This is a genomic window from Nocardia sp. MH4 (assembly GCF_019266065.1).
Lineage (GTDB): Bacteria > Actinomycetota > Actinomycetes > Mycobacteriales > Mycobacteriaceae > Nocardia > Nocardia canadensis.
On the sequence record NZ_LPNR01000102.1, the window covers coordinates 79,968 to 105,449 of the forward strand.

Below are 25,482 nucleotides of genomic sequence, written 5' to 3' on the forward strand. Positions count from 1 at the left end.
GGAGCGTTCTCCGTGCGCCGATGCCGTCGAGCAGAGCGGCGAGACCGAACCGGAACGTCCCGTCCGGGGCGGCGTTGCAGCCCGTGCCCGCCGGCTTCCCGGCGTGGACCTGGACCCTCCAGAAGGTCCGCAACACCGTGGATTTCGGCGGCGCCCTGCTCGGCCTGGCGATCTCGGTCCTCGGCTGAGATCGCCGAACCCCGGTCAGGGGATCGCGAGGACGGCCACTCCCACGAGTACGTCGACCAGACCGCAGAACTCCGCGAAGGTACGCGCGACCGTGCGCCGCGCGTGCCGATGTTCGTAGTCCCACAGACCGTGCCCGATCCAGCCCGCCGCGACCAGGACCCGCGCCCACCCGATATCCACGTGCTGCGCCGCCACCGCGAGCACCGTGAACAGCGCGAAACCCGCGAGCTGCGCCAGAAACGGCCGATCGACCCGGTCGTGGCGCAGCGCCAGGGCCACCGCGAGCGCCGCCACCACCGCCAGCACGACCGTGGTCGGCACCAGGTCCTGCACCGACAGCAGGCCGAACAGGACGCCGAGCGCGCCGAAGACAGCCCATGTGCGATCCGGCCTGCCGAGGGCCGCGGTGACCAGATAGATCAGCGGCAACACGACCAACAGCTCCGCCAGCGCCCGCACCGTGCTCTCCGCGCCCGTCGGCCAGATCAGCAGCACCAGCCCGAGCGCGACGACACTCGGCCAGCGCCGCGGCATCGCCGCACCGATTCTGCTGTATCCCAAGGACATTCGTTGGTCCGATACCGTCATGACCCGCCTCCGTCGATCGCCGTTCCCTCAGCCTGGCGCGCGCGAACGCGACATTCGACAGCCGCGGCCGACCCTGTCTGTTTTCTTGTGATTCCTGGCAGAACAGACCCGCGAGGACGACGCCCGGCCCACCTACACTGGGCCGTATGGGCGCACGGACTGTTGCCGTCATCGGCTACGACGGCGCCGAGCTGCTCGACCTGGCCTGCGTCACCACCACCCTCGACGGCGCCAACCGGCTCGGCGCCGATCCGCCGTACCGGGTCGAACTGGCCACGCGCGGCGGGCGGACCATCACCTGCGATTCCGGGCTACGGTTGCACGGGCAGGCCCGGTGGGAGCGCCTCACCGGCCCCCTCGACACCTTGATCGTCTCCGGCGGTCTCGGCCATCTGGACGCGGCGCGCGACACCGCACTGGTCGCGCATGTCCGCAGGCTCGCCGCGGTGAGCCGCCGCGTCGCCTCGGTCTGCACCGGGGCGAGCGTGCTGGCCGCGGCCGGACTGCTCGACGGCAGGCGGGCGACCACGCACTGGATCGCCGCCGACATGCTGGCCGCCGAATATCCGCGCGTCACCGTCGATCCCGATCCGATCTACATCCGTGACGGCCGCGTCGCCACGGCGGCGGGGATGACCAGCGCGATCGACCTCATGCTCGCCTTCGTCGAGGAGGACCACGGCGCCGAGCTGGCCCGCCAGGTCGCCCGCGGCCTGGTGACCTACTTGCAGCGGCCCGGTTCACAGGCGCAGATGAGCATGTTCACCGCGCAGCCGCACGCCGAGCACGCGCTGGTCCGGCGGGTCACCGCGCATATCGCCGCGCATCTGTCCGAGGACCTGTCCACCGCGACGCTGGCCGCCAGGGAAGGCGTGAGCGCACGTCACCTGACCAGGCTGTTCGGCAAACATCTCGGCGTCACCCCCGGCCGCCACATCCGCCGCGCGCGGGTCGAGGCCGCCGCGCAACTGCTCGTCCACACCACGACCCCGGTCGCGGTGATCGCGACCCGCTGCGGCTTCGGCACCGCCGAATCACTGCGGCAGGCCTTCGTCCGCCGATTCGGGGTCGCCCCCGCCCACTACCGGGCAACGTTGTCGCGTCCCGCTCCCGACGCCGACCCGGAACCGTTGCCGGTCAGCCGATCCCGGCGGTGAAGGCGGTGAACCGCTCGGCGATGCGGTCGGGGTCCTCGCCGTTGATGGCGTGGGACGCGTCGGGCCAGACCTCGACCTGCGCGCCGGGGATCAGGCGCGCGGTGGCGGCGGCCCGGTCGGCGTCGTGCACGATGGAGCGGCCCGCGAACAGGGCCAAGACCGGCACCGTCAGAGCGCGCAGCTGGTCCTCGGTGGGGCGCGGGAGCAGCGGCTGGGCGCCACGGTAATCCGTCATCCCGGCGGCGATCAGCCTGCCCTCGGGAATCGAGTCGTCGACCGGGACACCGCCGGAGATCCAGCCCAGCAAGCGGTTTCGCAGCCCGGTCGGCAGGGCGGGGACCGCACTGCCCAGCGAGACGACGATCATCTTCCAGCTCAGCCGGGCGAAGGTATCGGCCGGATCGAGCAGGGTGATCGAGGCGACGCGCTCCGGACGATGCAGCGCGGTCTGCACGGCCAGGTTCGCGCCGATGCTGACACCGAGCAGATGGGCCCGCCGAACCCCCAGTCCCACCAGGGTTTCGGCGATCCAGGTCGCCTGATCCGACCCATCGGTCAGCGCCGTGGTCTGCCCGCTCGCGCCCGGCTCACCCACGCTGTCCACCGACCAGACCGTGCGCCGCGCCATCAGGCCCGGCAGGTTGGTGGCCCACATCGGCGTCGAGGCCTGGCGGCCGGACAGCAAGACCACGGGGGTGTCGCCGCCGGGACCGAAGCGGTAGGCGCGCACGGGACCGAACGAGGTCGGCACCGCGGCGATGGCATCGGGCGGCGGAAGTTGGGCCATGCCCGCGCGGTAGGCGGCGGCGAAGTGCTCGAAGCTCGCCCGATCGGGGAAGTATCCGACCTTGTCCGCGGGTCGGCCGATCGTGGGAGCAAGGAACAACCCGTCCGCGGCCATATCGCCGAGCGTAGACCGCTGACCTGAGCGTCTCCCGCAGCCGCGGTCGGCACCTGGTCAGCGCCCGCGCAGCAGGGCGACGATCGCGTCCTGATTCCTCCGCTCGGCGTTGTCCAGCGCGGTGCGGCCGTCCGCGTCGCGGATCCGCGGGTCGGCGCCCGCGTCGAGCAGCGCGGTCACGGTCTCCTGGTAGCGCTGCGAGCCGTCGCCGTAGACGATCGCCTCCTGCAGCGCCGTCCATTTCGGCGTGTTGACGTGGTTCACGTCGACGCCCGCCGCGATCAGCAGGCGCACGGTGCTCACGTGCCCGTGCTCACTGGCGGGAATGAGCGCGGTCCCGCCGTAGCGATTGACGCTGCGCAGGTCGGCGCCGTGGCGCAGGACCGGCTCGAGGATCTCGTCGAAGCCCTCGGCACCCGCGTAGAGGTAGGCGGAGTCCTGCAGGTCGTCCTTGGCGTCGACGTCGGCGCCCGCGTCGATGAGAGCCACCGCCGCCGCACTCGCCCGGTTCTTGGTGGCGGCGATCAGCGGCGTCCGGCCCTGGTCGCCGCGCGTTTCCAGATCGGCGCCCCGAGCGATCAGGTCACGTACGCGCGCCGCGTCGTTGCTCGCGGCGGCGGCGAACAGGTCGTCGTCGAGGCTGTGGTCGAGCTGCCGGGTGGTCGGCGGCGCCTGGATGGGGGCCTCGGTGGTCACCGTGGTGGCCGGAACGGCAGACCGTACGTCCGGATCGGCGGAACAGGCGCCGATACCCACCGCCAGCACGGCGAGCGCGAGCACGCTCGCGCGGGCGCCACGGATGGTCGAACGAGCCGGGTGCATGGGTTCTCCTCTGGTCAGGTCCCCTCCACCGTGCCCAGCGAGTGCCATCGCGTCCAGGACGCAGTACCGATCATCGCCATCGACACCGTCTATGGCGTGTCGCGGTAACCACGCGGTGAACAGCGCAGAACTATCGCTCTCGCCGTATTGCCCTGCGCGCCAGCCGATGTCCACACTGAGAGCCGTCCGACAGCGCGGTCGACACCTCCGCGGCCCGCACGGTCTCCCTGCCCCGCGCACCACGACGGGCGGCGATCACCACGAGCCGAAGGACGCGCGATGCCGTTTCTGCTGATCTCCGGAGTCTTCGTCGCCAAGGGCGCCCAGCCCGACGGCGACTCGGTGCGCTTCCGTCCCGACGACCCCACCCTGTGGGACCGGGTGGGCGGCCCACATCGGGTGAAACGCAACGCCTCCGGCGCCGCGCAGTTGCGCCTGGACGGCATCGATTCGCTGGAGACGCACTACACGCCCCGCCACGGCACCCGCACCCACCAACCGTTGCCGCTCGCCCACGCCGCCGCCGAGGAGCTGCTCGCCTGGCTGGGCTTCACCGGCGTGGTGCGCGATGCGAACGAGACCGTCACCGCCGCGGATCAGGCCGAGGTGCCCGGTTTCATCCTGACCCGGGGCGCCGATCTGCACGGCCGGTGTGTCGCCTTCGCCGGGCGCGGCGCCTCGCCCGATAGCGCGGGCGCCGAGATGTTCGTCGACGTGGCCCTGCTGCGACTCACCCTCAATCACCACCAGCTGGCCACCGGCCTGGCCTACCCGACGTTCTATCGCAGCCTGTTCCCCGCCCTGCGGACCGAGTTCGCCGCGGTCGCCACGGCCGCCGCGACCGCGGCGACCCCGCTCGGTGTCTGGGCGGCCGACGCGACGACCACCGGCGCCGCGATCACCTCGCCGACCGCCCTGTCCGACGAGGTGGTGCTGCTACCGAAGCTGTTCCGCCGCCTGGCCGACTACCTCGCGCTCGGCGACGGCGATCTCTCGCTCGACGGTTTCCCCGCCTTCCTCGCCCAGGCGGCCGATCGCTTCTTCATCCTCTCCACCGGTCACTCCACCACCGGTCTCGACGCGATCACCGTGGTCGACGGCCCGACCGTGCGCCTGACCCACCCGCCGACGGATCTGGTCTTCGACGAGAAGTAGCCGGGTGAGATACCTCGTTCCCGGGGTACCCCTGGGACATGACTACTCACGAGGATCAGCAACTCGACGAGGTCATCGAACGGTTGACCATCCGGTATCCGACCGTCGCCCCCGCCGAGATCGCCGACATCGTCCGCCGGACCCACGACCAGTTCGCCCGGGCCCACGTCCGCGACTTCGTCCCGCTGCTCGTCGAGCATCACGTGCAGGACGCGCTCGGCACCCGGACCGGCCGGATCCCACCCATCCCGATGTGATCCGGCGCCGGACCCCGCTAGCGTTGACGACGACGTCAACCTAGGAGGTCCGCATGCCCGACACCGTTCGCGGAGTCATCGCCCGCGCGAAGAACGCGCCGGTCGAAACCGTCGATATCGTGATTCCCGATCCCGGGCCGCACGATGTGGTCGTCCGCGTCCAGGCGTGCGGGGTCTGCCACACCGATCTGCACTATCGCGAAGGCGGGATCAACGACGAGTTCCCGTTCCTGCTCGGCCACGAGGCGGCGGGTGTCGTCGAGTCGGTCGGCGCGGCGGTCACCCATGTCGCCGAGGGCGATTTCGTCGTGCTGAACTGGCGCGCGGTCTGCGGCGAGTGCCGGGCCTGTCGGCGCGGTCGCCCCTGGTACTGCTTCGACACCCACAACGCCAGCGTGCCGATGACGCTCACCGACGGCACCCCGCTCACTCCGGCGCTCGGCGTCGGCGCGTTCGCCGACAAGACCCTGGTGCACGAAAAGCAGTGCACCAAGGTCGATCCCGAGACCGATCCGGCCGTGGCCGGACTGCTCGGCTGCGGTGTGATGGCCGGCATCGGCGCGGCGGTGAACACCGGCGCGGTCTCGCGCGGCGACAGTGTCGCGGTGATCGGCTGCGGCGGCGTCGGTGACGCGGCCATCGCCGGCGCCTTCCTCGCCGGCGCGGGCACCATCATCGCGATCGATCGCGACCCGCGAAAGCTGGAGTGGGCCAGGGACTTCGGTGCCACCCACACCATCGACGCGAGCACCGCCGATGTGGTCGAGCAGATCAAGGAGCTCACCGACGGATTCGGTGCCGACGTGGTGATCGACGCGGTCGGGCGCCCGGAGACCTGGAAGCAGGCGTTCTACGGCCGCGACCTGGCAGGCACCGTGGTGCTCGTCGGCGTCCCGACCCCGGACATGACCCTGGACATGCCGCTGATCGATCTGTTCTCGCACGGCGGCGCGCTGAAGTCGTCCTGGTACGGCGATTGCCTGCCCGAACGCGACTTCCCGATGCTCATCGACCTGCACCGCCAGGGCAGGCTGCCGCTGGATCGCTTCGTCACCGAGCGCATCGGCGTCGACGAGGTCGAGCAGGCGTTCGCCGCCATGGGCGAGGGCAAGGTGCTGCGCTCGGTGGTGGTCTGGTGAGTGCCCGCATCGAGAAGGTCGTCACCTCGGGCACTTTCGCGCTCGACGGCGGCACCTGGGACGTCGACAACAATGTGTGGCTGATCGGTGACGACACCGAGGTGCTGGTGGTCGACGCCGCTCACGATGCCGACGCCATCGCCGCCGCGGTCGGTGCCCGGCACGTCACCGCGATCCTGTGCACGCACGGCCACAACGACCACGTGACCGTCGCGCCGGAGCTGTCCCAGCGACTCGACGCGCCGGTCCTGCTGCATCCGGGCGACGAGCCGCTGTGGCGGATGACCCACCCCGACGCCGCCTACCGCTCGCTGGCCGATATCGACCGGATCACGGTGGCGGGCACCGATATCGACCTGCTGCACACTCCGGGCCACTCCCCCGGCTCGGTCTCGCTGCACCTGCCGGAGTTGTCGGCCCTGTTCACCGGCGACACCCTGTTCGCGGGCGGACCCGGCGCCACCGGCCGTTCCTACTCCGATTTCGGCACCATCATCGATTCCATCCGCGACCGGCTGTTCGCCCTCCCGGACGATACGACGGTGCACACCGGCCACGGCCCCGACACCGCGATCGGCGACGAACGTCCCGCGCTCGCGGACTGGATCGCCCGCGGTCACTGAGCCCGCCGGGAGCGTCCGCCGCGTCCGTCGGCGGGCACTCCCGACGCTCGAATCCATCGTGCTCCCGGAGCCGGTCAGCCGATCCGTCGGGCGCGAACCAACGCCAGCCCGCCGAGCGCCGCGCCCAGCACCCCGACCACGCCGGCGATGTACCCGCCCGCGATCCCGTTGCCGGTGCCGAGACCACCGTCGGCGGTGACCACGACGAACACTCCGACAACGGCGGCGATCACCGCCGCGCCCACCGCGAACGCGGCCCGGACACTCGACGGCCGCGCCAGCGCGATCCCGCCGAGGACGGCCCCGAACAGGGCGAGAAACGCGGCCGAGGTCGCGATCGCGCGGTCGGCGGTCAGGCCGTAGGCGTCCGCGACGAGAACGGTCGACGCGGACGCCGGCGCGGCCGAGACGAGCCCGGCGCCGAGAACGGCGGCGACGGTGCCGGGGAGGTGACGGAAAGACGACATGGGGTGCTCCTTACGATCTGCTGCGTACCGCTCGATCGTCGCCCCGCGCCCCGGGTCCGGTCGTCGTGCGACCGTGGACAATCCACGCTGCCACACCCGCGGTACCGGCTACCACCGAGGCGGTAGCACCGGCTCGGATACCGCGAGCGCGGTAGTCGCGGGATCATCCCGCCGGCGGACTCGCCGCGCCGCCGATCGGACTAGGGTGCTGGCATGAGCAGGGCATGGATCGGTGACTGGGCGATCGCGGTCGGCGTGGCTGCCGTCCTGCTGATCACCGCGCTGACCCGGCAACCGTCCCCGACCGAGACGCGGCCCCTCGGATACGCGTTGCTGGTCGCCGGTGGACTGGCGCTGGCGGCCCGGCGCCGGGCGCCGGTGGCGGTGCTGGTGGCGACCGGAGCCTGCGCGCTGGGGTCCCAGGCACTCGGATTCGACGTGCCCGCCGTCGCGTTCCTGTTCGCGGTGTACTTCGCCATGCGCGCGGGCCATCGCTGGGTGACGCTCGCCGCCTCGGTCCTGCTCCTGGCGACCCTTCCGCTCGCCGCCATGCTCTCCCTGCACGACACCGCCGCCGCGCTCGCCCGGTCCCGCGACGCGCTCGAGATCGCCTGGCTGATCGCGGCGGCCGCCGCCGGTGAGGCGCTGCGGCAGGCCGAGCGCCGCGCCGACGAGGCCGAACGCACCCGGGAGGAGACCGCGCGCCGCCGCGCCGACGAGGAACGCCTGCACATCGCCAGGGAACTGCACGATTCGCTCACCCATCAGATCTCGGTGATCAAGGTGCAGTCCGAGGCGGCCGTCCACGTCGCGCGCAAACGCGGCGAGGAGGTGCCCGAGGCGCTGCTGGCCATCCGGGAGGCCGGGCGCGAGGCGGCCCGCGAGCTACGGGCGACGCTGGAAGCGCTGCGCGACGACGGCGCACCGCGGCCGGGGCTCGCCCACGTCGGCGAACTGGTCGAGCGCGTGCGCCTGTCGGGCGTCGACGCGACGCTGACCATCGCGGGCACCCGCACCGATATCCCCGCCGCCGTCGACCGGACCGCCTACCGGATCGTGCAGGAATCGCTCACCAATGTCACCCGCCACGCGCACGCGGACACGGCTTCGGTGCGCATCGATTACGGCGCGGACACTCTCGTGGTCGACGTCGCCGACGACGGCCGGGCCACCCCCGCCACCGCGCCGCTGCCCGGTGTCGGCCTGCTCGGGATGCGCGAGCGGGTGACCGCGCTCGGTGGGCACCTGCATGCCGCGCCGCGCGTCGGCGGCGGATTCGCCGTGCACGCCGAATTACCGGTGGTGCGAGCGTGATCCGGGTGCTGCTGGTCGACGACCAGCCGCTCATCCGCAGCGGCTTCCGGGCGCTGCTCGACATCGAGGACGATATCGAGGTCGTGGCCGAGGCGGCCGACGGACGCGAAGGCGTCGACCTGGCCCGGCGGCACCTGCCCGACATCGCCCTCATCGATATCCAGATGCCGAGCGTCGACGGCATCGAAGCGACCCGCCGCATCGCGGCCGACCCGGCTCTGGCCGCGGTGCACGTCGTCATCCTGACCAACTACGGCCTCGACGAATACGTCTTCGACGCGCTGCGCGCGGGCGCGGCGGGGTTCCTCGTCAAGGACATCGAACCCGAGGACTTCCTGCACGCCATCCGGGTGGCCGCCCGCGGCGACGCCCTGCTCGCCCCCTCGATCACGCGCCGCCTCATCGCCCGCTACGTCACCCAGCCCCCGCACACCCCCGCCACGGATTCGGCACTGCGCGAACTCACCGCCCGCGAACGCGAAGCCGTCGCCCTGGCCGCTCACGGCCTGTCCAACGACGAGATCGCCGCCCACATGGTGATCAGCCCGCACACCGCCAAGACCCACCTCAACCGCGCGATGACCAAGCTCCACGTCCGCGACCGCGCCCAGCTCGTCGTCATCGCTTACGAATCCGGGTTGGTCACGCCGCGCACGCGGCCGTCCTGATCGGGACGAGCCGCCGCTACCGCCCGATTCCGGGAACGAATCGTGGTGTCCTGGCGCAATATTCGCGATAGCCGACGCCGTGGACGCGCGCCGGATACGGCTCCTCCACCACCCGAACCTGTCCCTCGATCGTCCCGAGCAGCAGCGCGAACGCCGCCAGGGCCACGATGTTCGGGACGATCAGCGCGATCCCCGCCGCGAAGACGAGCATGGCGGTGAAGATCGGGTTGCGCACGAGGGCGAACACGCCGGTGTGCACCAGCGCCGTTGTCTCACTGGCGTCGACGCCGATGCGCCACGAGGCGCCCATCTGGTTCTGAGCGACCAGGGTCGCGCCGATACCGGCCACCGCCAGCACGACGCCGATCAGCTGAATCATCGTGGCGGTGAGGAACTCGAGCGGAGCCACGATGCCGGTCAGCTGGAGCGCCACCCCGGCGAGGCCGACGAGGATCGCCGCGACGAAGCCCACCCCGGCCAGCCATTCGAGCGAGCCGGGACGGCCGCTGACGCCACGGAATCCGGTGGAGCCGGTCGTTCGATACTGCCGCAGGCTGCGCCACCCGAATCCGAGCGCACCGAAGATCACATACAGGACCAGTGCCGTCACCGCCATGGCCGATTCCTCTCATCCAGCACAGCAGTCGCGAGCGCCGATCGGCGGTGTCGCACAGCAGGTGTCGCCGCGCCAGGCGTCGCGCCCTTCCTTGACGGCGATGACCGCGATCACCAGCGCGGCGATCGGGTCGGCCCACGACCAGCCCAGCGAGGCGTTGAGCACGAGCCCGACCAGCAGCACCGCGGACAGATAGGTGCACAGCATGGTCTGCTGGGAATCGGCCACCGCCGACGCGGATCCGAGTTCACGGCCCGCCCGGCGCTGCGCGGTCGACAGCACCGGCATGATCACCAGACTCAGGGCGGCCAAGGCGATGCCGATCGGCGAGTGTCGCGCGTCGTCCGCGCCGGTCAGCGCCCGAATCGCGTCGACGGTGACGTAGGCGGCCAGCGCGAAGAACGACACCGCGATGATCCGCAGCGCGACCTTCTCCCGCGCGTGTGGGTCCCGGCCGGCGAACTGCCAGGCCACCGCCGCCGCGGACGACACCTCGATCACCGAATCGAGCCCGAACCCGATCAGCGCCGTCGAGGACACCCGGGCGCCTTCGGTCAGCGCGATGCCCGCCTCGACCACGTTGTAGGTGATCGTCGCCGCCACGAGCCACCGGATCCTGGTCGCCAGCACCCGTTGTCGATCCGAAACCAGCAGCGGTACCCCGAGTTCCGCCATCAGCAGCAGTCCTGCGTCGCGGCGGCCGGGCAGCAGGCCGGATCGACCGCGAGCACCAGCCCGACCAAGTCGTCGAGCGCGCGCCCGATCCGGGGATCGGCCAGTTCGTATCGGCTGCGCCTGCCCTCGGGCACGGCGACGACCAGCCCACAACCGCGCAGGCAGGCCAGGTGATTCGACAGGATCTGCCGCGATACCCCGATCTGGTCCGCCAGCTCCGACGGATAGCCCGGCCCGGCGCGCAGGCTCAGCAGAATCCGCGTCCGGGTCGGGTCCGAGAGCGCGTAGCCGAATCGGGACAGCGCGTCGCCGTGCATCGTGGTGCTCACATCTCCGATAGTACAGCTGATTCTGTATTCAGAAAACAGTGAATCAACTCGGCCGCTCGATGTCACGTTCCCCCACCCGCCGCATCCCCACGACGAGGGCGATGACCAGGGCGAATGCCACGAACGACGTGCCGGTGCGCAGGAAGTGGAACAGATCCCAACGGGCCAGGATCGCGGCATAGTCGGTCGGCGCACCGTCGGTCACCCACCGGTTGATCCGGTGATTGATCGGCACATTGCCCCAGCGGGTGATCAGGAACGAGGCGACCACCAACGCCGTGGCGGCCGCGGCGGCGACCCGGCGCCGGCCGGACGTCAGCACCGCGAAGGCCAGGCAGCTCAGCGCCGCCGCGGCCATCGTGGCCTGCATGCTGATGCTGTTGTTGCGCATGAGTTCGGTATGGAATTCCAGGCGCATCCGCAACGGCACACGATGGAACGTCGGCACCAGATTGGCGGCGCCGTAGCCGAAGGCACCGGCGAGCAGGCCGGTGGTGGCCAGGGCGAGCGAGCGGACGAGCACGGGTTCTCCTCGGCCGGTCACGCGGCGGCGACGCGGCGGGTGAGCTGGTCGGCGCGACGGAGCTTGCCGTCGGGCGTGAACTCACCGAACAGGAAGACCTCCGTGGCCACGGACCCGGTGGTGCGCAGCGTGGCGTGCACAGTCAGCCGGGCGGCCATCCGGGTACCGTCCGCGATCACCTCGTGCACCTCGAATCGGTAGTCGCGCAGGTTCTTGCGCACCGGCCGCAGGTGCGCGATCAGCCGGTCACGGTCGAGCCGGATCCCGTCGGCGACCTGGATCACCTCGGGCGCGTGGAACCGGTCGACCACCTCGGCCGGATCGGCGTCGCTGTCGAGGGCCGCGGCGGTGAAATCGGTGAAGAAATCGGCGATGAACCGCTCGGGCGAGCGGGGTGATGCAGGGTCCATGACACTCCAGCCGTAGAATTCTTACAGTGCCGTAAAGATTAGACTCGACCAGGTAACTTTGACAAGGGTGTAAGACTTTGACCGCATCACGGGAACCGAAGCGACGGGCCGACGCCACCCGCAGCCGGGCGGCCGTCCTCGACGCCGCCACCCGCCTGCTCGCCACCCGACCGGACGCGGGCATGGCCGCCATCGCCGCCGAGGCGGGGGTGACCCGGCAGACCGTCTACGCGCACTTCGCTTCGCGCGAGGACCTGATCAACGCGGTCGTCGACCGCACGACCGGCCGCGCCGCCGAAGCCATGCAGGCCGCCGACCTCGACAGCGGGCCGGCTACCGCGGCGCTGCTGCGCATGCTCGACGTGGGCTGGCAGTTCTTCCGCGTCTCGCCCCTGGCTCACCACGTCGGCGCGTTCGCCCGGCAGCGCGACGAGGACCGCCAGCTGCCGGTCAACCACCGCCTGCTCCGCCTCGTCACCCGTGGGCAGCAGGCGGGCGAATTCACCGACACGGTCACACCGCAGTGGCTCGTCACGGCGATCGTGGCGGTCAGCCATGCGGCGGGCGACGAGGTCAGAGCCGGGCGGATGACCCAGCCGGAGGCTCAGATCGTATTGCGCGACAGCGTTCTCCGGCTCGTCGGCGGCCGCCTCGACCACCCCTGAGCCTGCGGGATCAGACCACGGCGACCGTGTCGAGGAGTGCGCGCGCCGCGCCCGGTGTCAAGGCGAGTCCGGCGGTGTGGGCTTCGGCGAAGGCGTCCGCGCCCAAGCCGGTGCGGACCATGGCGGTGGCGCGGTCGATATCGGGTTCTTCGGCAGGCAGCAGCGGCATGCCGGTGCCGGCTCGCAGCGCCTCGGCAGCGCCGAGCAGGCGTGCGGCGGTAGCGAATTCGCCGAGCGCAGCGGTGGCGGCGGCCGCGCCACCGAGGGCGAACGCGGCGTCGCGGGGCGCGTCCATCCGCTGGGAACCGTCGAAAGCGCGCAGATGTTGGGCCAGACCCGCGGCGGGTTCGCCGCGCAGTTCCAGCAGATAGCCCAGTTCGACCTGGAGCATCGGGACGAACAGCGGGATCTCGTCGTCGGCGGCGGGGTCGGTGGGGGCATCGGCGAGCAGGGCGCGCAGCAGTCGCTCCGCTTCCTCGGGACGGCCGTCCCGGCGCGCGGTGAAAGCGAGCACGATCGAGGCGAACAACCGGCCCGCGCCGTCGCCCTGTTCGGCCGCGAGCACCATCGCCTGCTCGGCGAAATCACGCGCTGCGTCGAACTCGGTGTGCTGCATGGCGATCCAGCCGAGCCAGCACAGGTGCGACGCGGCCTGCCCCCACAACTCCAGCTCTCTGGCCAGGACCAGGGCTTCGCGATGGATCTCGGCGGCACCGGCCAGATCGCCGGTCAGCTCGGCCAGACCACCGAGCCATTCGGCGGCTTGCAGCCTGCCCCACCGATCGCCGAGCTCGGCGAACAACCGCGCCGCTTCGTTCGCGTAGCGAGTCAGCGCCGCCACATCGGCTCGGCTGTGCGCGGACTTCGCCAGCGCCACCTGGATGGTCGCCACGCTCCAGCGGTCGCCGAGGTCCCGGCACTCCGAAAGCAGCTCTCGCACCGAGGTTTCCAGGTCCTGGTTGGCGCCGGCGTCCAGCGCCGCGGTCAGCAGGACGACTTCGGCGCGCACCCGCACGGCGGGGTCGTCGAGGGCGGCGAGCCCCGCCGACACCTGCGCGCGGCGCGTACTCGCCTCGGTGAAGTCGCCCTGCTGGAAGGCCGCGGTGAGCTGCCAGGCCGCCACCGGCGCCCGTCGGTGCGCGCTGCCACCCAGCGCGAGGGCCGCGTCGAACCAGCGTCGGGCCAGGCCGAGGCGGCCACGCAACAGCCAGTACCACGACAGGGCGTCGGTGAGTCCGAGCGCCGCGTCGGCGTCGCCCTCCCGCAGCGAATCATCGAGCGCCAGGCGCAGATTCGCGTCCTCGCTGTCGAGCTGACACAGCCATCGTTGCTGGTCGGCGCCGTGGAGTTCGGGCGCGGCGCGCTCGGCCAGCGCACGGTAGTACCGGTGATGCGCCCGCCGCACCGCGACGTCTTCCCCCGCCTCGGCCAGCCGGTCCAGGCTGAACGCCGCCACCGATTCGAGCAGCCGATACCGGCGCCCGCTCTGCTGGACCAGCGATCGGTCGACCAGCCGGGCGATCACATCGGCGACCACGGCGGGCGCGACCGGCGCCGCCGCGCCGTCGATCTCGGCGGCGCACACCGATTCGCCCGCCGCCAAGGTGCAGCCGCCGGCGTGGACGGCCAAGCGGCGCAGCACGACTCGCTCGTCCTCGTCGAGCAGCCCCCAGCTCCAATCGATCATGGCCGCGAGGGTCTGCTGGCGCGGCGGGGCACCACGATGCCCGGTCGCCAGCAGCCGGAACCGGTCGTCGAGCCGGGCCACCATCTCGTGCACACCGAGCGCGCGGACCCTGGTCGCGGCCAGCTCCAGCGCCAGCGGGATGCCGTCGAGCCTGCGGCACAGCGTGGCGACCGCATCGGCGTTGTCCGCGTCGAGCGCGAACTCCCGCGCGCCCGCCTGCGCGCGAGTCACGAAAAGCCGCACCGCGTTCGACTCGGCGATCGTGGACACGTCACTGCCGGTGGGCGGCACGGTGAGCGGTTCGACCGTGACGACGTCTTCACCGGCCAGACGCAGCTGTTCGCGGCTGGTCGCGAGGATGCGCAGCCGTGGAGCCGCGCCGAGCAGGGCCTCGGTGAGGTCGGCCACCTGTTCGACGATGTGTTCGCAGTTGTCCAGCACCAGCAGCAGATCCTGTTCGGCCAGCGCCTCCCCCAGTGCCGCCGCCGAACCCGCGCCGTCCGCGAGCCGGACGCCCACGGCCTGTGCCACCGTGTCGGCGAGGCGGTCGGCGTCGGTGGTGGCCGAGGCCAGCGGCGCGAGCTCGACGAGCCAGGTGCCGTGCGCGGCGCGATCGCCGCGGGCCGCCGCGGTCGCCGTGGCGAGGCGGGTCTTGCCGACGCCGCCCGGGCCGATCAACGTCACCAGGCGCGAGTCGTCGAGAGCCCGGCTCAACGCGTCTAGATCGGCTGTCCGGCCGATCAATGCGGTGCGCGGCGCGGGGATGTTCGTCGTGCGCCTGCGGACGACGGCGCGCGGACGAGCGACCACCAGGTCGGGGTCGTGGCCGAGGATCGACCGGTGCAGGTCGACCAGTTCCGGGCTCGGGTCCAGCCCCAGTTCGTCGGCCAGTTGCCTGCGCAGGTCCTCGTAGCCGTCGAGCGCGTCGGCCTGCCTGCCCGCGCCGTAGAGGGCCCGCAGCTGGGCCGCGCGCAGCCGTTCCCGCAGGGGATGTTCCGCGACGAAACGAGTGAGCTCACCGACGACCGCGCCGTATTCGCCCTCGGCGAGCCGGGCCTCGGCCAGTTCCTCGACCGCGACCAGGCGCAGCTCTTCCAGCTGGGCGATGGCCGAGCGGGGGAATTCCGCGTCGCGGAAGTCGGCGAAGGCCGGTCCGCGCCACAGTGCCAGCGCCTCGGTCAATGTCGCGATCCGCTGTCCGGTGTCGGTGTGGGCGCGGGCCTGGGCCAGGAGAGCGCGGAACCGCAAGGCGTCGACCGCGGTGGTGGCCAGGCGGTATCCGGGCGGCGGCGACACGACCAGATCGCGACCGCCGGGTTCGGCGTCCTCGAGCGCGCGGCGCAGCTGCGAGGCCTTGGCGGCGAGGGTGCCCGCGGGATTGCCGGGCGGGTCCTCGCCCCAGATGTCATCGATCAACCGGTCGGCGGACACCGGCTGACCGGCGGCGAGCAGCAGGTCGGCCAGCAGGGCGCGAACCTTGGTCCCGGGGACCGGCACGACGTCACCACCGTCGGTCCACACCGTCAGCGGACCGAGCACACCGAAACGCATAACCGCACCCTAGCGGGTTCCGCGCGCACCGGAATCCGACCGTAAACAAACCGGAAGCCCCCGGGCGCACTGTGGTCCCAACGAGATCGACACACCACAGGAGCACGACATGAAACTCACCGCCCTCGCCCTGATCACCGGCATCGCCGCCACCGCGCTGCTGTCCGCCTGCGGCACCGACAAGACCGCCGCGCCCAGCTCGCCCGGCGCTTACGCCGAGGTCAACGGCCTGCACATGTACTACGAGCGCCATGGCGTGGCGACCGACCAGCCGCCACTGGTGCTGCTGCACGGCGCGCTGTCGGGCATCGGCACCGACTTCGCCGAGCTGATCCCCGAGTTGTCCAAGACCCGTGAGGTGATCGCGATCGAGCAGCAGGCGCACGGCCGCACCGCCGATATCGACCGCCCGCTGCGCACGCCACAGATGGCCGAGGACACCGTCGCGCTGCTCGGTCAGCTCGGCATCCGGCGGATCGACCTGCTCGGCTACAGCATGGGCGCCGGCGTCGCGCTCGACATCACGCTGCGCCACCCGGAACTGGTGCGCAAGCAGGTCCTGCTCTCGGGCGGACTCGGCGTCGAGGCCATGCACCCCGGGCTGATGGACGGGATGGACGAGCTGAAGCCCGAGCACCTGCACGGCTCGACGTTCCACACCGACTACCTGGCCAATGCTCCGCGACCGGAGGACTTCCCCCAGCTGGTGGCCCGGGTCGTCGACCACGACGTGCACGGCATGCCGTCGGTGTCCCCGGAGGCCGCCCGCACCATCAAGGCCCCGACGCTGACCGTGATCGGCGACTCCGACATCGTCCGGCCCGAGCACGCCGTCGAGATGTTCCGGCTCTTCGGCGGCGGCATCATGGGTGACACCCCCGCGGGCCTGCCGAATGCCCAGCTGGCGATCCTGCCCGGCACCTCCCACATCACCGCGCCCCATCGCCCGGAGCTGCTGCTGCCGATGATCCCCGCCTTCCTCGACGCGCCCGTCAAGGACGCCTGATGCGCGAGCCGATGCGGGTGGCCCTGATCGTCGGGTCCACCCGCACAGGCCGTTTCGGCCCGCTGGTGGCCGACTGGTTCGCCGGTCGCCTCGCCCGCCGCCCCGAACTGAGCCTGGACCGGATCGACCTGGCCACCGCCGAGCTGCCCCACCAGCTCCCCGACCTCGACGACGACCGCCCGGACCCGGTGCGCGCGTTGGGTTCCCGGCTCGCGACCGCCGACGCCTTCGTCCTCGTCACCCCCGAGTACAACCGGAGTTTCCCGGCGCCGGTGAAGAACGCGATCGACTGGTTCGACATCGAATGGGCCGCCAAGCCGGTCTGCGTGGTCACCTACTGCCGCGATGCCGAAGGCGGCCACGGCGCCGCCCAGCTGCGTCAGGTCTTCGGCGAACTCAACGCCGTCCCGATCCGCCGCACCGTCACCATCACCAAGGCCTGGCAACGCTTCGCCGTCGACGGCTCCTGGCCCCGCCGCGACCCCGAGCTCGACGACACCGTCGAAACCACCCTCGACCAGCTCACCTGGTGGGCCACGGCCCTGCACACCGCCCGCACCACCACCCCCTTCGTGCCGTGACGGCCTGCGCGGACCGATGAGTTCCGGGCCGGGCCGTCGTCTCTTCTGACAAGACGCACCCAGCGGAGGAGTCGCCGTGCCCGTTCGACAATCACCCGAGCAGCTGGTCGCCGTCGGCGATGTCGACCTGTGCGCGACCACCTTCGGCGATCGGCGACAGCCCCCGGTGCTGCTGCCGTGCACCTCGGTGCTGTTCTGGGAAGACGAGTTCTGCCGCAAGCTGGCCGAGGCAGATCGGTTCGTCCTGCGCTACGACATCCGCGACACCGGCCGCTCGACCGCCTATGCGTGCGGCTCCCCCGGCTACACCCTCGGTGACCTGGTCGCCGACCTCCTCGGCCTCCTGGATGTCTTCGAGCTCGAGCGGGCCCAGCTGGTCGGCTTCTCCGTGGCCGGGTGGATCTGCCAGCTCGCCGCACTCGACCGCCCCGACCGGGTCTCGGCGCTGACCCTGATCAACACCCGCCCGACCGCGCCCGGCCCCGCCGACCCGGACCTGCCCGAACACGCGGACCGGGTCATGGCGTCGTTCACCCGCAACCCGCTCCCGGACTGGTCCGACCGGGCGGCGGTGATCGACTACCGCGTCGAACAGGCCCGGGTACTCGCGGGCGCCCACGGCTTCGATGAACAGCAGGCGCGACAGCAGGCGACCGCGATGGTCGACCGCACCACCGATGCGGCCGCGAGCGCGCTCAACCTGGCCTATGTCGACTCGGGCCCGCGCTGGCGCGAGCGCCTGGGCGACATCACCGCGCCGACCCTCGTCGTCCACGGCACCGACGACCCGTTCTTCCCCTCCGGCAACGGTCGAGCCCTGGCCGACGAGATCCCCGGCGCCGAACTGCTCGCTCTGGACGGCATCGGCCACGAACTCCCGGCCGTCACCTGGGATCGCGTGCTCACCGCCCTGGTTTCGCAATATCCCGACCGAAGCGGCGACGTCGCTGCCTCGCGCGCGATCGTCGCGGGCACGGGAACCGCCATCGACCCTCTATCGGGTGACACACAGCCCCTGCCGCAATCGACATCGCGCCGCGGCGATGAGCCCCCGGCGTCGGCGCACCACGATCGACCACCTGGCGACTCGCGCACCGCGAAGTAGCGAAACGGGTCAGACCGCCAGCGGCAGCTCGACCGGTTCGCCCGCTTCGGCGCCCGCGCCGCGCACCACCGCGGCCAGCAGCCCGAGCAGGACGAACTGGTCGCGTGGCAGCAACAGCGCCTCCGGCGCCCAGTTGTGCACGAACCCGACGGCCAGCCCCGACGCGGGATCGGCCCAGCCGCCGGATCCGACGAAACCGATGTGCCCGAACGCGTTTCGCGCACCCGGCACCGGCATGGAGTGGTAGCCCAGCCGCCAGCCCATCGGCAGCAGGAGATTTCGGTCGGGCAGTACCGATTGCAGCCGCGCCATGGTGCGCACCCGCTTGCGGGAGAACAGCGGCGACTCGGTGGCGATCGCGTTGTAGACGGCGGCCAGCGAGCGCGCGGTGAACACACCGTTCGCGCCGGGCAGTTCACCGCGGAGGATGGCCGGGTCGGCGCCGTGGGCCAGGCGGTCGATGCCCTGGGTGTAGATCGACCGCAGGAAGCCCGCGCCGGGCACCGGCGTACGCGAGGCGAGCCGAATCATCATCTCGGCCTGCGGAATTCCGAGCGGCGTTGTCGATCCGTGCGTCACGGCCACGGTGGTGCGCGCGTCGGGGCCGGGGGCACCGAGGTGCAGACCGTCGACACCCAGCGGCTCGGCCAGCTCCGTGCGATACAGCTCGCCCATGCTCTTGCCGGTCACCGACCTGGCGATGCCCGCGATGATGGTTCCGTACGAAATCGCGTGGTAAGCGGGAATTCCGCGGAATCGGTCCGGTGCGGCGGCGGCGAGGCGTTCCTCGATCAACCGATGATCGGCGAGTTCATCGGCGGTATGGGCGAACACGCCGATCCGCGACAGCCCGGCCCGATGACTCATCGCCTCCGCGACGGTGATCTTCGCTTTGCCGTTCACGCCGAACTCCGGCCAGTACTCCGCGACCGGCGCCCGGTAGTCCACCAGCCCGCGTTCGGCCAGAAGATGCAGCACCGTCGAGGTGACGCCCTTCGACGTCGAATACGACAACGCCGCGGTGTTCTCCTGCCACGGCACCGTGCCCGCGGCATCCGCGCACCCGGCCCACACGTCGACAACCCGCCGTCCGTGCTGGTACACCGCCAGCGCACCACCGCCGCGCCCGCCGTCGAACAGCCGCCCGAACCGGTCGATAGCCTCCCGGAACTGGGGTGCGGCGCTCCCGCGAATCGCGGTGGCCTGCGGCCCGGACGATGCTCCACGCATTAGAAAACCTCACATGTCACCATTGACAGACGGATTCCGGAGCACTGTCCGCAACCAGTCGGAGTGTTTACGTTACCGGAGATCAACAGGCATTTCGAGACCACGTCACCACCTCGATACCCGCCTGCTCACATTCCTCTCCTCCGGAGAATTTCGCTTAACAAGTTTGTCTCAGGAGACCAACCGACCTCGGACCGCGCCGCTTCGCCGCCGGCCCTGCTCGCGGGCTCGAAGAACAGCCCGCCCATGGCGCCCGGGCGCGGGTCGAACCCGCGCCCGGCCGAACGATCGGCGTTCCTGGTCCTCAGACCCGCGAACGGTCGATGCCCGCTTCGATCAGCGCGGTCCGCGCGACGTCCTTCGCGCACGCGGTGAGCGCACCGAACGCGCTGATCCGGCTGAACGTCTGCCCGGTGTGGACGACATTGTCGTGCTCGTCGTCACCGTCGACGATCGGCACCGCGCCCGCCAGCAGCCACTTGCGGACATCGGCGACCGAGGGCAGCGTCCCGGTCGCCCGCAGATGCAGTTGCTGCACCAGCAGGATGACGCCGGCGACCACGGGGGTGGCCTGACTGGTGCCGTGCTGGATCGACTCACCGGTGTCGTTGCGGATCCCCGACGAGGTCGTCGGGGCGCCGGGCGCGAAGATGTCGGTCGCGCAGTCGCCCCCCGCTGTCGCGTGCAGGCGCTGCGAGAACGGCGTGATCCGGTCCGGCGCCGTGGACAGGGCGGTCGCCCCGGATCCGTAACTGAACGATCCCTCGTCGGCGTCGTAGACCGCGCCGACACTGATCGTCTGACGGAAGATCGCCGGGTAGCTCATCCCCTGGGCGCTGCTGTGCCCGAAGTAGTCGTTACCCGCCGCGACACAGCAGGCGACCCCGGCGTCGGTGAGCTTGCGCAACTCCGCGCCGATGCCGTCACCGGCGAAACCCGCGTCCGAGGTGTTGTTGTCCGAAGCGCCGAGCGACATACAGACCACGGAGATGCCGAGCGCCGCCCGATTGGCCAGTACCCACCGCAGTGCGTCACGGATCGCGAGAAAGCTACCGCCACCGGAGTTGTCGAGCACCTTGACGGGCACGACGTTCGCGCGCGGCGCCATCCCGGTGTGCACGCCGCCGGCGCAGATGATGCCCGCGACATTGGTGCCGTGCCCCTGGCCGTCGGTCGCGTCGGTGGGCGAACCGTTGTTGTCGGTGGTGAAGTTCCGGCTCGCCCGGACCCGACCGGCGAAATCGACGTGGGTGGTGCGCAGCCCGGTATCGAGCACGGCGACGGTCATGCCGGTGCCGTCGACGTTGAACTTGGCCCGCGCCTCGGCCGCGCGCACCAGCAGATCGACCTCGAGCAGTTCGGGCAGCACCGACAGGTCGGACTGCAACGGCTTCTCGACGGGGACGACCGTGTCGAACGCGACGCCGGCTTCCGGCTCGGCGGAGATGATGTCGGACATGATGATTCCTCCTACAGCGCCGAGTACTCGACGATGAAGTCGAAGACGTCGCGCGTCATCCGACGGCCGAAATTGGGCTTCGAGTTGTCACCGATCGCGCCCGCGGCCCCGCGGAGCACGCCGACCACGTAGGGCCAGCCGTCGGTGTCGTATACGTAGAGGCCGGAACCGCTGTCGCCGTACCACGCGTCCATGAAGAAGTTGATGTACTGGCCGTTGAGCAGCCCGTTGCCTTCGTTGCCCCAGATCTGCGGCTGCGCCTTGTCACTGGGATGTCCGTACAGATACATCCGGTTGCCGGTCACCACGTTGTCGGGCGCGACCCACAGCCCCTTCCACCCCGAGGCCCGGCCGGGAAAGTCCCCGTAACCGGAGAACTCGATGACGGCGTAATCGAATCGCGCGTCACCGCCCGCGTTGTTGACCCAGCCCCCGGGCACCGTCACGTTGTAGCCGCCGTGGCTGCCGAAAGGCATCGGGGTGGGGTCCTGACGATCGGTACCGGGCGCGAAGGACGCGAACGGCAGCCAGTTCGTCCCGTTGTGCACCACGTGCGCCGCGGTCACCGCGGTCGACGGCCCGACCATCGTCCCTGACCCGGCGTATCCGCCGCCCGGCAGCGCGAGGTAGGTGACCGTGCTCATCGGATACACCGTGTTGTCACGGCGCACGACACGGTTGTCGGTGCCGATGATGCCCGACAGCGCGTGCAGCGACTTGGCGTCGATGTGTTCGGACTCCGAGCGCGGCAGCGCGGTGTAGGACGACGTGCGCCGATCGCGGTCGGCCCGCAGCAGCTCGACGAACGAGGTGTTCGGCGCGTCGGTCGTGTATTCCTTGCCGTCGTTGAAGATCACCGGCCGCAGCGCTTCGGCGAGCTCGTAGTCCGACATCTCGAGAACGGAGCCGAGTTCGTCCCCGTACGGCGGTTCGACGCGCGGATACACCGAGTTCGGCGACACCCTCGCATCACCGACGAGCGTCAGCGGTTTCCCCTTGGGCGATGTCAATGTGGTCATGGCGGTAGACATGCGGACTCCTCGTTTTCCGAGCGGCTTCCGATGCCCATCGCCACGTCAGCCGCGGATTGTGTGCCGCTCTCAACGTACGAAGATGCGACCCGACCAGCGCGAGTACACGGCTACCCCACTTCCCGGGCCTACTACCTGCGTCCCACGCCAGACCAGCTGGCGATGACCGCCCGCGTCGACGTCGATCCGATGACGGGTTCGCTATCTCATCCGGTACGGGTGATGACCGGCCGAAGTCGACGGAGAACCCTGACTTCGTGGTCGACCGACCGCCTACCGGAACGGAGAACATGATGTCCAAGACCGACGACGAAACCTTCCTCTATCTCGCGACCTACCCGGACGAAGCCACGGCTCGACAGGACTACCAGGTCGTCAAGGACCTGCACGCCGGGGGCTTGGTCGGTTCATACGACGCGGCCGTGGTGACCAAGGACGCCAAGGGCAAGGTGCACGAGAACAAGGACGAGACCGCCACGCGCCACGGCGCCTGGGGCGGCATCGCGGCAGGCGCGGTACTCGGTGTGATCTTCCCGCCCGGGGTCCTCGCCTCGGCCGCCGTCGGCGGCGTCATCGGAAGCGTCAGCGGCCACCTCGCCCGGGGCATGTCCCGCTCGAAGGTCAAGGAACTCGGTGACTTCATCGACCCCGGCCAAGCCGGCCTCGTCGTCATCGGTGAACTCAAGGTCAAAGAAGCCATCGAGAAGGCGGTGACCAGGGCCGAGAAGGAAGTCGCGGAGGAGCTCGGGGTCGCGCCCGAAGACATCGACCGGGCGCTGCAGGATGCCTTGAAGGGGCTCTAGCCGATCGTCCGCCGTCCGGCCGGAACCGGCGGCTAGTTGTTGGCGCGTTGGATGGAGCGTCGGACCAAGCCGCGGATGCCGGGGAGCTGGATTGCGCGCAGCATCACTTCGCCCGCCCACACCTGTGCGCGTGATGCCGGGGCGAACCGGCTGATTCCCTTCCGCGCCAACGCCTGTCGCTTGTCCACCTCGGCCCGCAACGCCGTTTCCCAGGCACCGAGGGCGGCGGGGATATCGTCGCCGTGTGCCGCGAGCGCGGTGCCGAGCCGGTCGGCGCCGTCGAGGGCGAGGGCGGCGCCGTACCCGGCGAAGACCGTTACGCACCAGGCCGCGTCACCGACCAGGACGACGCGGCCCTGGCTCCAGCGGTCCATCACGATCTGGCCGACGGAATCGAAGTAGGCGGTGTCGGGCTCGAGCTGACGAAGCGCCTCGGCGACACCGCCGCCGAGATCCCCGAACGCTCGGGTGAGGGCGGGGGCGGCGCCGAGAGCGAGTTCGGCGGCAGGGTCGGGGCAGCGATAGGCGAAGAACGCCGACGACCTTCCCGGCCCCAGGTTCATCACCGCGCCCGTGCGGCCGGGACCGATGAACGTGGCGCCGACACCGTCGGGCAGGTGGACAGGCGAGGTTTCCAGCGGAAATGCGCCGACCATATGGCCCAGGTCCACGAAATACTCCGACTCGGCACCGAATACGAGCTCTCGAACCCGGGAGTGCACGCCGTCCGCGCCGACGAGGAGTTCGCTGCGCAGGCGGGTGTCGTCACTGAGGGTGACGTCGACCTCCCCGGCGGTCTGGGTAATGGCCCGCACCGTGACGCCGAAACGGATATCGGCGAACTCGGCGACGGCGTCATACAGTGCCGATTCCACATCACCGCGGAACAAACTCAAGGCCCGGCCCCCGACGGCGGCCTCGGTGACGGCGGCGGGAATCCTGAGTTTCTCCCGCCCATCAGCGTGGACGAGGACCGAGGTGAAGAAGCCGATATCGCGCGGGGTCAACGCCGGCAGCAACCCGAGCCGCTCGGCAGCGGCGTACCCGGGCCCGTGCAGGTTCACCAGGTAACCGCTACTGCGCCGACTGGGCGCACGTTCGACCACGACGACATCCCAGCCCTCCTGCCGCAATCGCACCGCGGCAGCCAGCCCGGCGATCCCTGCCCCGATGACCGTCGCCCGTCTGCCCGATGACTCGGCTTGCCGGTGCGCTGCGCTGTCGATGGCTTCCATTGCCGCTCCTCGGTTCGATGTGCTGTCGGCGAGCACTACTCACGAACTCTCGCCATGCGTCAACTAGTAGTTGACGCATGGGCTATCGTCAACCTTTAGTTGACGATCGGTTCGGCCGACATCCCCCAACGACGAGGAGTTGAAGCCCGTGAAACCTCTTAGTACACAAGTTCATTCGTGTCATGGCCCGCCTCGACCCCGCTGAGCCCACCTCCCGCAGCAACCTGATCGTCGCCACCTGGCACGTCCAACGCGCTGCGGGCAGTGAGATTCAGCGAGGAATCCGCCGCCGGGTCGGAAGACTCCGGGCGGCCAGATCTCGCGAAACGAGCGACCCGCATTGCCAGACGGGTTGACGCCACCGAGTGCGAGCAGAGAATCTTGGCGCACTATGGTTGCTCTTCGCAAACGCAAAAAGGTCAGGCACAATAACCGTGCCTGACCTTTTTGGTAATGCTCCCCCATCTGGACTCGAACCAGAAACCTGCCGTTGCTGGTTCGGGGGTTGGCCAGTGTTCACTCCCGAGCACGTCGGGTCACAATAGACGATCTACCTGCGACGATGCCGGGGGCGTGTTGCACCACGGTTCACAGACGATCACGGACAATCCCCGCCAATTCTTGGGGTAACTTTGGCCTGGATCAAATCCACCACGGCCCGCGCCGTCCCGCATCTGGCGCGATGGCGCGGGCCGTGGTGGATTGCACGTCCGGCTGAGGTGTGCCCGCGTAGTCGCCTGTGGACATTGGTACACCGGGCTGGTCCGAAGCATTCAGCTTGCTCTGCCCAACCCCTCCTCCAGGACGGCCGACGAGTCCGGCGCCAATTCCGCCGACGCGATGTAGTGCCGCTCCGTGATCCCCTCCCGGGCATGTCCCAGTTGTTTCGCCGCTGTCCTGGCATCTGAGCCTTCGGCGATCAGCGTGGCAACCGTCTTTCGAAACGTATATTGCGTCACATCCTTGTACACGGTGCCGCGTGCGGCGCGCCATGTGCGGTTGAAGTTGTGTGGATCGCGTAGCACCCCACCACGCCCCGGGAACACAAGAGCCGTCTGATGATTCACCTCCACTACTTCGCCGCGAACCTGGCGCAGCGCCTTCACTTCACACATCCGTCCGTGCGTCGGGTCCTCCCGCAACCGCTTCAACATGTCTACGGCGAACCCGGGCAGCGCGACAGTTCGGTGCCCCGCTGAGGTTCCCCCGCTGAGCCGGAGAGCGAATTACCTGGTTCCGGCTGGAACCCGGCCATGGTAGCTGGCTTCGTACTCGTCGGGTGACCGCCAACCCAGC

28 protein-coding genes are annotated in these 25,482 nt (G+C 70.4%); 13 read left to right on the forward strand and 15 right to left on the reverse strand.

The genetic code is table 11. The features are described 5' to 3' along the window. Positions 1 to 20: 20 nt before the first annotated feature. The gene (locus tag ATM97_RS16705; protein ID WP_218718941.1) at positions 21 to 188 is read left to right on the forward strand and encodes a hypothetical protein; all 168 of its coding nucleotides are present in this window, start codon (positions 21 to 23) and stop codon (positions 186 to 188) included. A gap of 16 nt (positions 189 to 204) precedes the next feature. On the opposite strand, the gene ATM97_RS16710 is transcribed toward ATM97_RS16705, so the two are convergent. After that, positions 205 to 750, reverse strand: coding sequence for a hypothetical protein (locus ATM97_RS16710; RefSeq protein ID WP_218718942.1), 546 nt, complete (start codon positions 748 to 750; stop codon positions 205 to 207). A gap of 173 nt (positions 751 to 923) precedes the next feature. Here ATM97_RS16710 and ATM97_RS16715 point away from each other — a divergent pair, with 173 nt between their 5' ends. After that, positions 924 to 1,934: a GlxA family transcriptional regulator gene (locus ATM97_RS16715; RefSeq protein ID WP_218718943.1), complete on the forward strand. Its 1,011-nt coding sequence runs from the start codon at positions 924 to 926 to the stop codon at positions 1,932 to 1,934. On the opposite strand, the gene ATM97_RS16720 is transcribed toward ATM97_RS16715, so the two are convergent. Continuing rightward, positions 1,915 to 2,835, reverse strand: a complete 921-nt coding sequence (locus ATM97_RS16720) for an alpha/beta fold hydrolase (protein WP_218718944.1) — start codon at positions 2,833 to 2,835, stop codon at positions 1,915 to 1,917. The two genes, ATM97_RS16715 and ATM97_RS16720, sit on opposite strands and share 20 nt — an antisense overlap. Positions 2,836 to 2,892: 57 nt before the next feature. Continuing rightward, positions 2,893 to 3,657 carry an ankyrin repeat domain-containing protein gene (locus ATM97_RS34420; protein WP_255587898.1) on the reverse strand — a complete coding sequence of 255 codons (765 nt, stop codon included), beginning with the start codon at positions 3,655 to 3,657 and terminating at the stop codon, positions 2,893 to 2,895. 279 nt (positions 3,658 to 3,936) lie between these two features. Here ATM97_RS34420 and ATM97_RS16730 point away from each other — a divergent pair, with 279 nt between their 5' ends. The 4 genes from ATM97_RS16730 to ATM97_RS16745 are packed head-to-tail and all read left to right on the forward strand — an operon-like array spanning position 3,937 to position 6,831. Continuing rightward, positions 3,937 to 4,812, forward strand: coding sequence for a hypothetical protein (locus ATM97_RS16730; RefSeq protein WP_218718945.1), 876 nt, complete (start codon positions 3,937 to 3,939; stop codon positions 4,810 to 4,812). Positions 4,813 to 4,850: 38 nt separating this feature from the next. Beyond that, entirely contained in the window at positions 4,851 to 5,069 is a 219-nt protein-coding gene (locus ATM97_RS16735) for a three-helix bundle dimerization domain-containing protein (RefSeq protein ID WP_218718946.1), read from the forward strand. 53 nt (positions 5,070 to 5,122) lie between these two features. Beyond that, positions 5,123 to 6,208, forward strand: coding sequence for an S-(hydroxymethyl)mycothiol dehydrogenase (locus tag ATM97_RS16740; RefSeq protein WP_218718947.1), 1,086 nt, complete (start codon positions 5,123 to 5,125; stop codon positions 6,206 to 6,208). Then, the gene (locus ATM97_RS16745) at positions 6,205 to 6,831 is read left to right on the forward strand and encodes an MBL fold metallo-hydrolase (protein ID WP_218718948.1); all 627 of its coding nucleotides are present in this window, start codon (positions 6,205 to 6,207) and stop codon (positions 6,829 to 6,831) included. Before ATM97_RS16740 ends, ATM97_RS16745 begins: the two co-directional genes overlap by 4 nt. Positions 6,832 to 6,905: 74 nt before the next feature. Here ATM97_RS16745 and ATM97_RS16750 read toward each other — a convergent pair whose 3' ends face one another. Beyond that, entirely contained in the window at positions 6,906 to 7,298 is a 393-nt protein-coding gene (locus ATM97_RS16750; RefSeq protein ID WP_218718949.1) for a DUF6223 family protein, read from the reverse strand. Between the two features lie 213 nt (positions 7,299 to 7,511). Between ATM97_RS16750 and ATM97_RS16755 the strand changes: the two genes are divergently transcribed. Both ATM97_RS16755 and ATM97_RS16760 read left to right on the forward strand, forming a co-directional pair. After that, on the forward strand, positions 7,512 to 8,612 hold the full coding sequence (locus ATM97_RS16755; protein WP_218718950.1) for a sensor histidine kinase: 1,101 nt from the start codon (positions 7,512 to 7,514) through the stop codon (positions 8,610 to 8,612). Continuing rightward, positions 8,609 to 9,280, forward strand: a complete 672-nt coding sequence (locus ATM97_RS16760) for a response regulator transcription factor (protein WP_218718951.1) — start codon at positions 8,609 to 8,611, stop codon at positions 9,278 to 9,280. The genes ATM97_RS16755 and ATM97_RS16760 overlap by 4 nt, the downstream gene beginning before the upstream one ends. Positions 9,281 to 9,296: 16 nt before the next feature. On the opposite strand, the gene ATM97_RS16765 is transcribed toward ATM97_RS16760, so the two are convergent. The 5 genes from ATM97_RS16765 to ATM97_RS16785 are packed head-to-tail and all read right to left on the reverse strand — an operon-like array spanning position 9,297 to position 11,833. Then, a complete protein-coding gene (locus ATM97_RS16765) occupies positions 9,297 to 9,896 on the reverse strand; it encodes an isoprenylcysteine carboxylmethyltransferase family protein (RefSeq protein WP_218718952.1) in 600 nt (199 codons plus the stop codon). Between the two features lie 12 nt (positions 9,897 to 9,908). Next, positions 9,909 to 10,571, reverse strand: coding sequence for a cation transporter (locus tag ATM97_RS16770; protein ID WP_218718953.1), 663 nt, complete (start codon positions 10,569 to 10,571; stop codon positions 9,909 to 9,911). Next, positions 10,571 to 10,888, reverse strand: a complete 318-nt coding sequence (locus ATM97_RS16775; protein WP_218718975.1) for a metalloregulator ArsR/SmtB family transcription factor — start codon at positions 10,886 to 10,888, stop codon at positions 10,571 to 10,573. The genes ATM97_RS16770 and ATM97_RS16775 overlap by 1 nt, the downstream gene beginning before the upstream one ends. A gap of 55 nt (positions 10,889 to 10,943) precedes the next feature. Continuing rightward, on the reverse strand, positions 10,944 to 11,423 hold the full coding sequence (locus tag ATM97_RS16780; protein WP_218718954.1) for a DUF1772 domain-containing protein: 480 nt from the start codon (positions 11,421 to 11,423) through the stop codon (positions 10,944 to 10,946). Between the two features lie 17 nt (positions 11,424 to 11,440). Next, the gene (locus ATM97_RS16785) at positions 11,441 to 11,833 is read right to left on the reverse strand and encodes a nuclear transport factor 2 family protein (RefSeq protein ID WP_218718955.1); all 393 of its coding nucleotides are present in this window, start codon (positions 11,831 to 11,833) and stop codon (positions 11,441 to 11,443) included. 77 nt (positions 11,834 to 11,910) lie between these two features. On the opposite strand from ATM97_RS16785, the gene ATM97_RS16790 reads away from it, so the two are divergent. Then, positions 11,911 to 12,498, forward strand: coding sequence for a TetR/AcrR family transcriptional regulator (locus tag ATM97_RS16790; RefSeq protein WP_218718956.1), 588 nt, complete (start codon positions 11,911 to 11,913; stop codon positions 12,496 to 12,498). Between the two features lie 10 nt (positions 12,499 to 12,508). Here ATM97_RS16790 and ATM97_RS16795 read toward each other — a convergent pair whose 3' ends face one another. Further along, positions 12,509 to 15,736, reverse strand: coding sequence for a BTAD domain-containing putative transcriptional regulator (locus ATM97_RS16795; protein ID WP_218718957.1), 3,228 nt, complete (start codon positions 15,734 to 15,736; stop codon positions 12,509 to 12,511). Positions 15,737 to 15,845: 109 nt separating this feature from the next. Here ATM97_RS16795 and ATM97_RS16800 point away from each other — a divergent pair, with 109 nt between their 5' ends. From ATM97_RS16800 to ATM97_RS16810, 3 genes are all read left to right on the forward strand, one after another. Next, complete coding sequence (locus tag ATM97_RS16800) at positions 15,846 to 16,742, forward strand: alpha/beta fold hydrolase (protein WP_218718958.1); 897 nt, start codon at positions 15,846 to 15,848, stop codon at positions 16,740 to 16,742. Further along, on the forward strand, positions 16,742 to 17,323 hold the full coding sequence (locus ATM97_RS16805; protein WP_218718959.1) for an NADPH-dependent FMN reductase: 582 nt from the start codon (positions 16,742 to 16,744) through the stop codon (positions 17,321 to 17,323). Before ATM97_RS16800 ends, ATM97_RS16805 begins: the two co-directional genes overlap by 1 nt. A gap of 76 nt (positions 17,324 to 17,399) precedes the next feature. Beyond that, positions 17,400 to 18,428, forward strand: coding sequence for an alpha/beta hydrolase (locus tag ATM97_RS16810; RefSeq protein WP_308248514.1), 1,029 nt, complete (start codon positions 17,400 to 17,402; stop codon positions 18,426 to 18,428). Between the two features lie 9 nt (positions 18,429 to 18,437). Here the strand turns inward: ATM97_RS16810 and ATM97_RS16815 are convergent, their stop codons facing one another. The 3 genes from ATM97_RS16815 to ATM97_RS16825 all read right to left on the reverse strand — a co-directional run bounded on the left by ATM97_RS16815 (position 18,438) and on the right by ATM97_RS16825 (position 22,148). Beyond that, positions 18,438 to 19,658 (reverse strand): serine hydrolase domain-containing protein, encoded by a 1,221-nt coding sequence (locus tag ATM97_RS16815; RefSeq protein ID WP_218718960.1) that lies wholly within the window; start codon positions 19,656 to 19,658, stop codon positions 18,438 to 18,440. A gap of 304 nt (positions 19,659 to 19,962) precedes the next feature. Beyond that, positions 19,963 to 21,117 (reverse strand): S8 family serine peptidase, encoded by a 1,155-nt coding sequence (locus tag ATM97_RS16820; RefSeq protein ID WP_218718961.1) that lies wholly within the window; start codon positions 21,115 to 21,117, stop codon positions 19,963 to 19,965. An 11-nt stretch (positions 21,118 to 21,128) separates the two neighbouring features. After that, complete coding sequence (locus tag ATM97_RS16825; RefSeq protein ID WP_218718962.1) at positions 21,129 to 22,148, reverse strand: serine protease; 1,020 nt, start codon at positions 22,146 to 22,148, stop codon at positions 21,129 to 21,131. 293 nt (positions 22,149 to 22,441) lie between these two features. Here ATM97_RS16825 and ATM97_RS16830 point away from each other — a divergent pair, with 293 nt between their 5' ends. Further along, positions 22,442 to 22,951 carry a DUF1269 domain-containing protein gene (locus tag ATM97_RS16830; RefSeq protein WP_218718963.1) on the forward strand — a complete coding sequence of 170 codons (510 nt, stop codon included), beginning with the start codon at positions 22,442 to 22,444 and terminating at the stop codon, positions 22,949 to 22,951. A 32-nt stretch (positions 22,952 to 22,983) separates the two neighbouring features. On the opposite strand, the gene ATM97_RS16835 is transcribed toward ATM97_RS16830, so the two are convergent. Continuing rightward, positions 22,984 to 24,186, reverse strand: coding sequence for an FAD-dependent oxidoreductase (locus tag ATM97_RS16835; RefSeq protein ID WP_218718964.1), 1,203 nt, complete (start codon positions 24,184 to 24,186; stop codon positions 22,984 to 22,986). 773 nt (positions 24,187 to 24,959) lie between these two features. After that, positions 24,960 to 25,340: a tyrosine-type recombinase/integrase gene (locus ATM97_RS16840; protein WP_374104868.1), complete on the reverse strand. Its 381-nt coding sequence runs from the start codon at positions 25,338 to 25,340 to the stop codon at positions 24,960 to 24,962. Positions 25,341 to 25,482: the final 142 nt, after the last annotated feature.

Coding starts and splice junctions, on each gene's coding strand:
- ATM97_RS16705 (WP_218718941.1), top strand. CDS start 21: ATGCCGTCGAGCAGAGCGGCGAGACCGAACCGGAACGTCCCGTCCGGG.
- ATM97_RS16715 (WP_218718943.1), top strand. CDS start 924: ATGGGCGCACGGACTGTTGCCGTCATCGGCTACGACGGCGCCGAGCTG.
- ATM97_RS16720 (WP_218718944.1), bottom strand. CDS start 2,835: ATGGCCGCGGACGGGTTGTTCCTTGCTCCCACGATCGGCCGACCCGCG.
- ATM97_RS34420 (WP_255587898.1), bottom strand. CDS start 3,657: ATGCACCCGGCTCGTTCGACCATCCGTGGCGCCCGCGCGAGCGTGCTC.
- ATM97_RS16730 (WP_218718945.1), top strand. CDS start 3,937: ATGCCGTTTCTGCTGATCTCCGGAGTCTTCGTCGCCAAGGGCGCCCAG.
- ATM97_RS16735 (WP_218718946.1), top strand. CDS start 4,851: ATGACTACTCACGAGGATCAGCAACTCGACGAGGTCATCGAACGGTTG.
- ATM97_RS16740 (WP_218718947.1), top strand. CDS start 5,123: ATGCCCGACACCGTTCGCGGAGTCATCGCCCGCGCGAAGAACGCGCCG.
- ATM97_RS16750 (WP_218718949.1), bottom strand. CDS start 7,298: ATGTCGTCTTTCCGTCACCTCCCCGGCACCGTCGCCGCCGTTCTCGGC.
- ATM97_RS16755 (WP_218718950.1), top strand. CDS start 7,512: ATGAGCAGGGCATGGATCGGTGACTGGGCGATCGCGGTCGGCGTGGCT.
- ATM97_RS16765 (WP_218718952.1), bottom strand. CDS start 9,896: ATGGCGGTGACGGCACTGGTCCTGTATGTGATCTTCGGTGCGCTCGGA.
- ATM97_RS16770 (WP_218718953.1), bottom strand. CDS start 10,571: ATGGCGGAACTCGGGGTACCGCTGCTGGTTTCGGATCGACAACGGGTG.
- ATM97_RS16775 (WP_218718975.1), bottom strand. CDS start 10,888: ATGCACGGCGACGCGCTGTCCCGATTCGGCTACGCGCTCTCGGACCCG.
- ATM97_RS16785 (WP_218718955.1), bottom strand. CDS start 11,833: ATGGACCCTGCATCACCCCGCTCGCCCGAGCGGTTCATCGCCGATTTC.
- ATM97_RS16795 (WP_218718957.1), bottom strand. CDS start 15,736: ATGCGTTTCGGTGTGCTCGGTCCGCTGACGGTGTGGACCGACGGTGGT.
- ATM97_RS16800 (WP_218718958.1), top strand. CDS start 15,846: ATGAAACTCACCGCCCTCGCCCTGATCACCGGCATCGCCGCCACCGCG.
- ATM97_RS16805 (WP_218718959.1), top strand. CDS start 16,742: ATGCGCGAGCCGATGCGGGTGGCCCTGATCGTCGGGTCCACCCGCACA.
- ATM97_RS16815 (WP_218718960.1), bottom strand. CDS start 19,658: ATGCGTGGAGCATCGTCCGGGCCGCAGGCCACCGCGATTCGCGGGAGC.
- ATM97_RS16820 (WP_218718961.1), bottom strand. CDS start 21,117: ATGTCCGACATCATCTCCGCCGAGCCGGAAGCCGGCGTCGCGTTCGAC.
- ATM97_RS16825 (WP_218718962.1), bottom strand. CDS start 22,148: ATGTCTACCGCCATGACCACATTGACATCGCCCAAGGGGAAACCGCTG.
- ATM97_RS16830 (WP_218718963.1), top strand. CDS start 22,442: ATGTCCAAGACCGACGACGAAACCTTCCTCTATCTCGCGACCTACCCG.
- ATM97_RS16835 (WP_218718964.1), bottom strand. CDS start 24,186: ATGGAAGCCATCGACAGCGCAGCGCACCGGCAAGCCGAGTCATCGGGC.
- ATM97_RS16840 (WP_374104868.1), bottom strand. CDS start 25,340: ATGTTGAAGCGGTTGCGGGAGGACCCGACGCACGGACGGATGTGTGAA.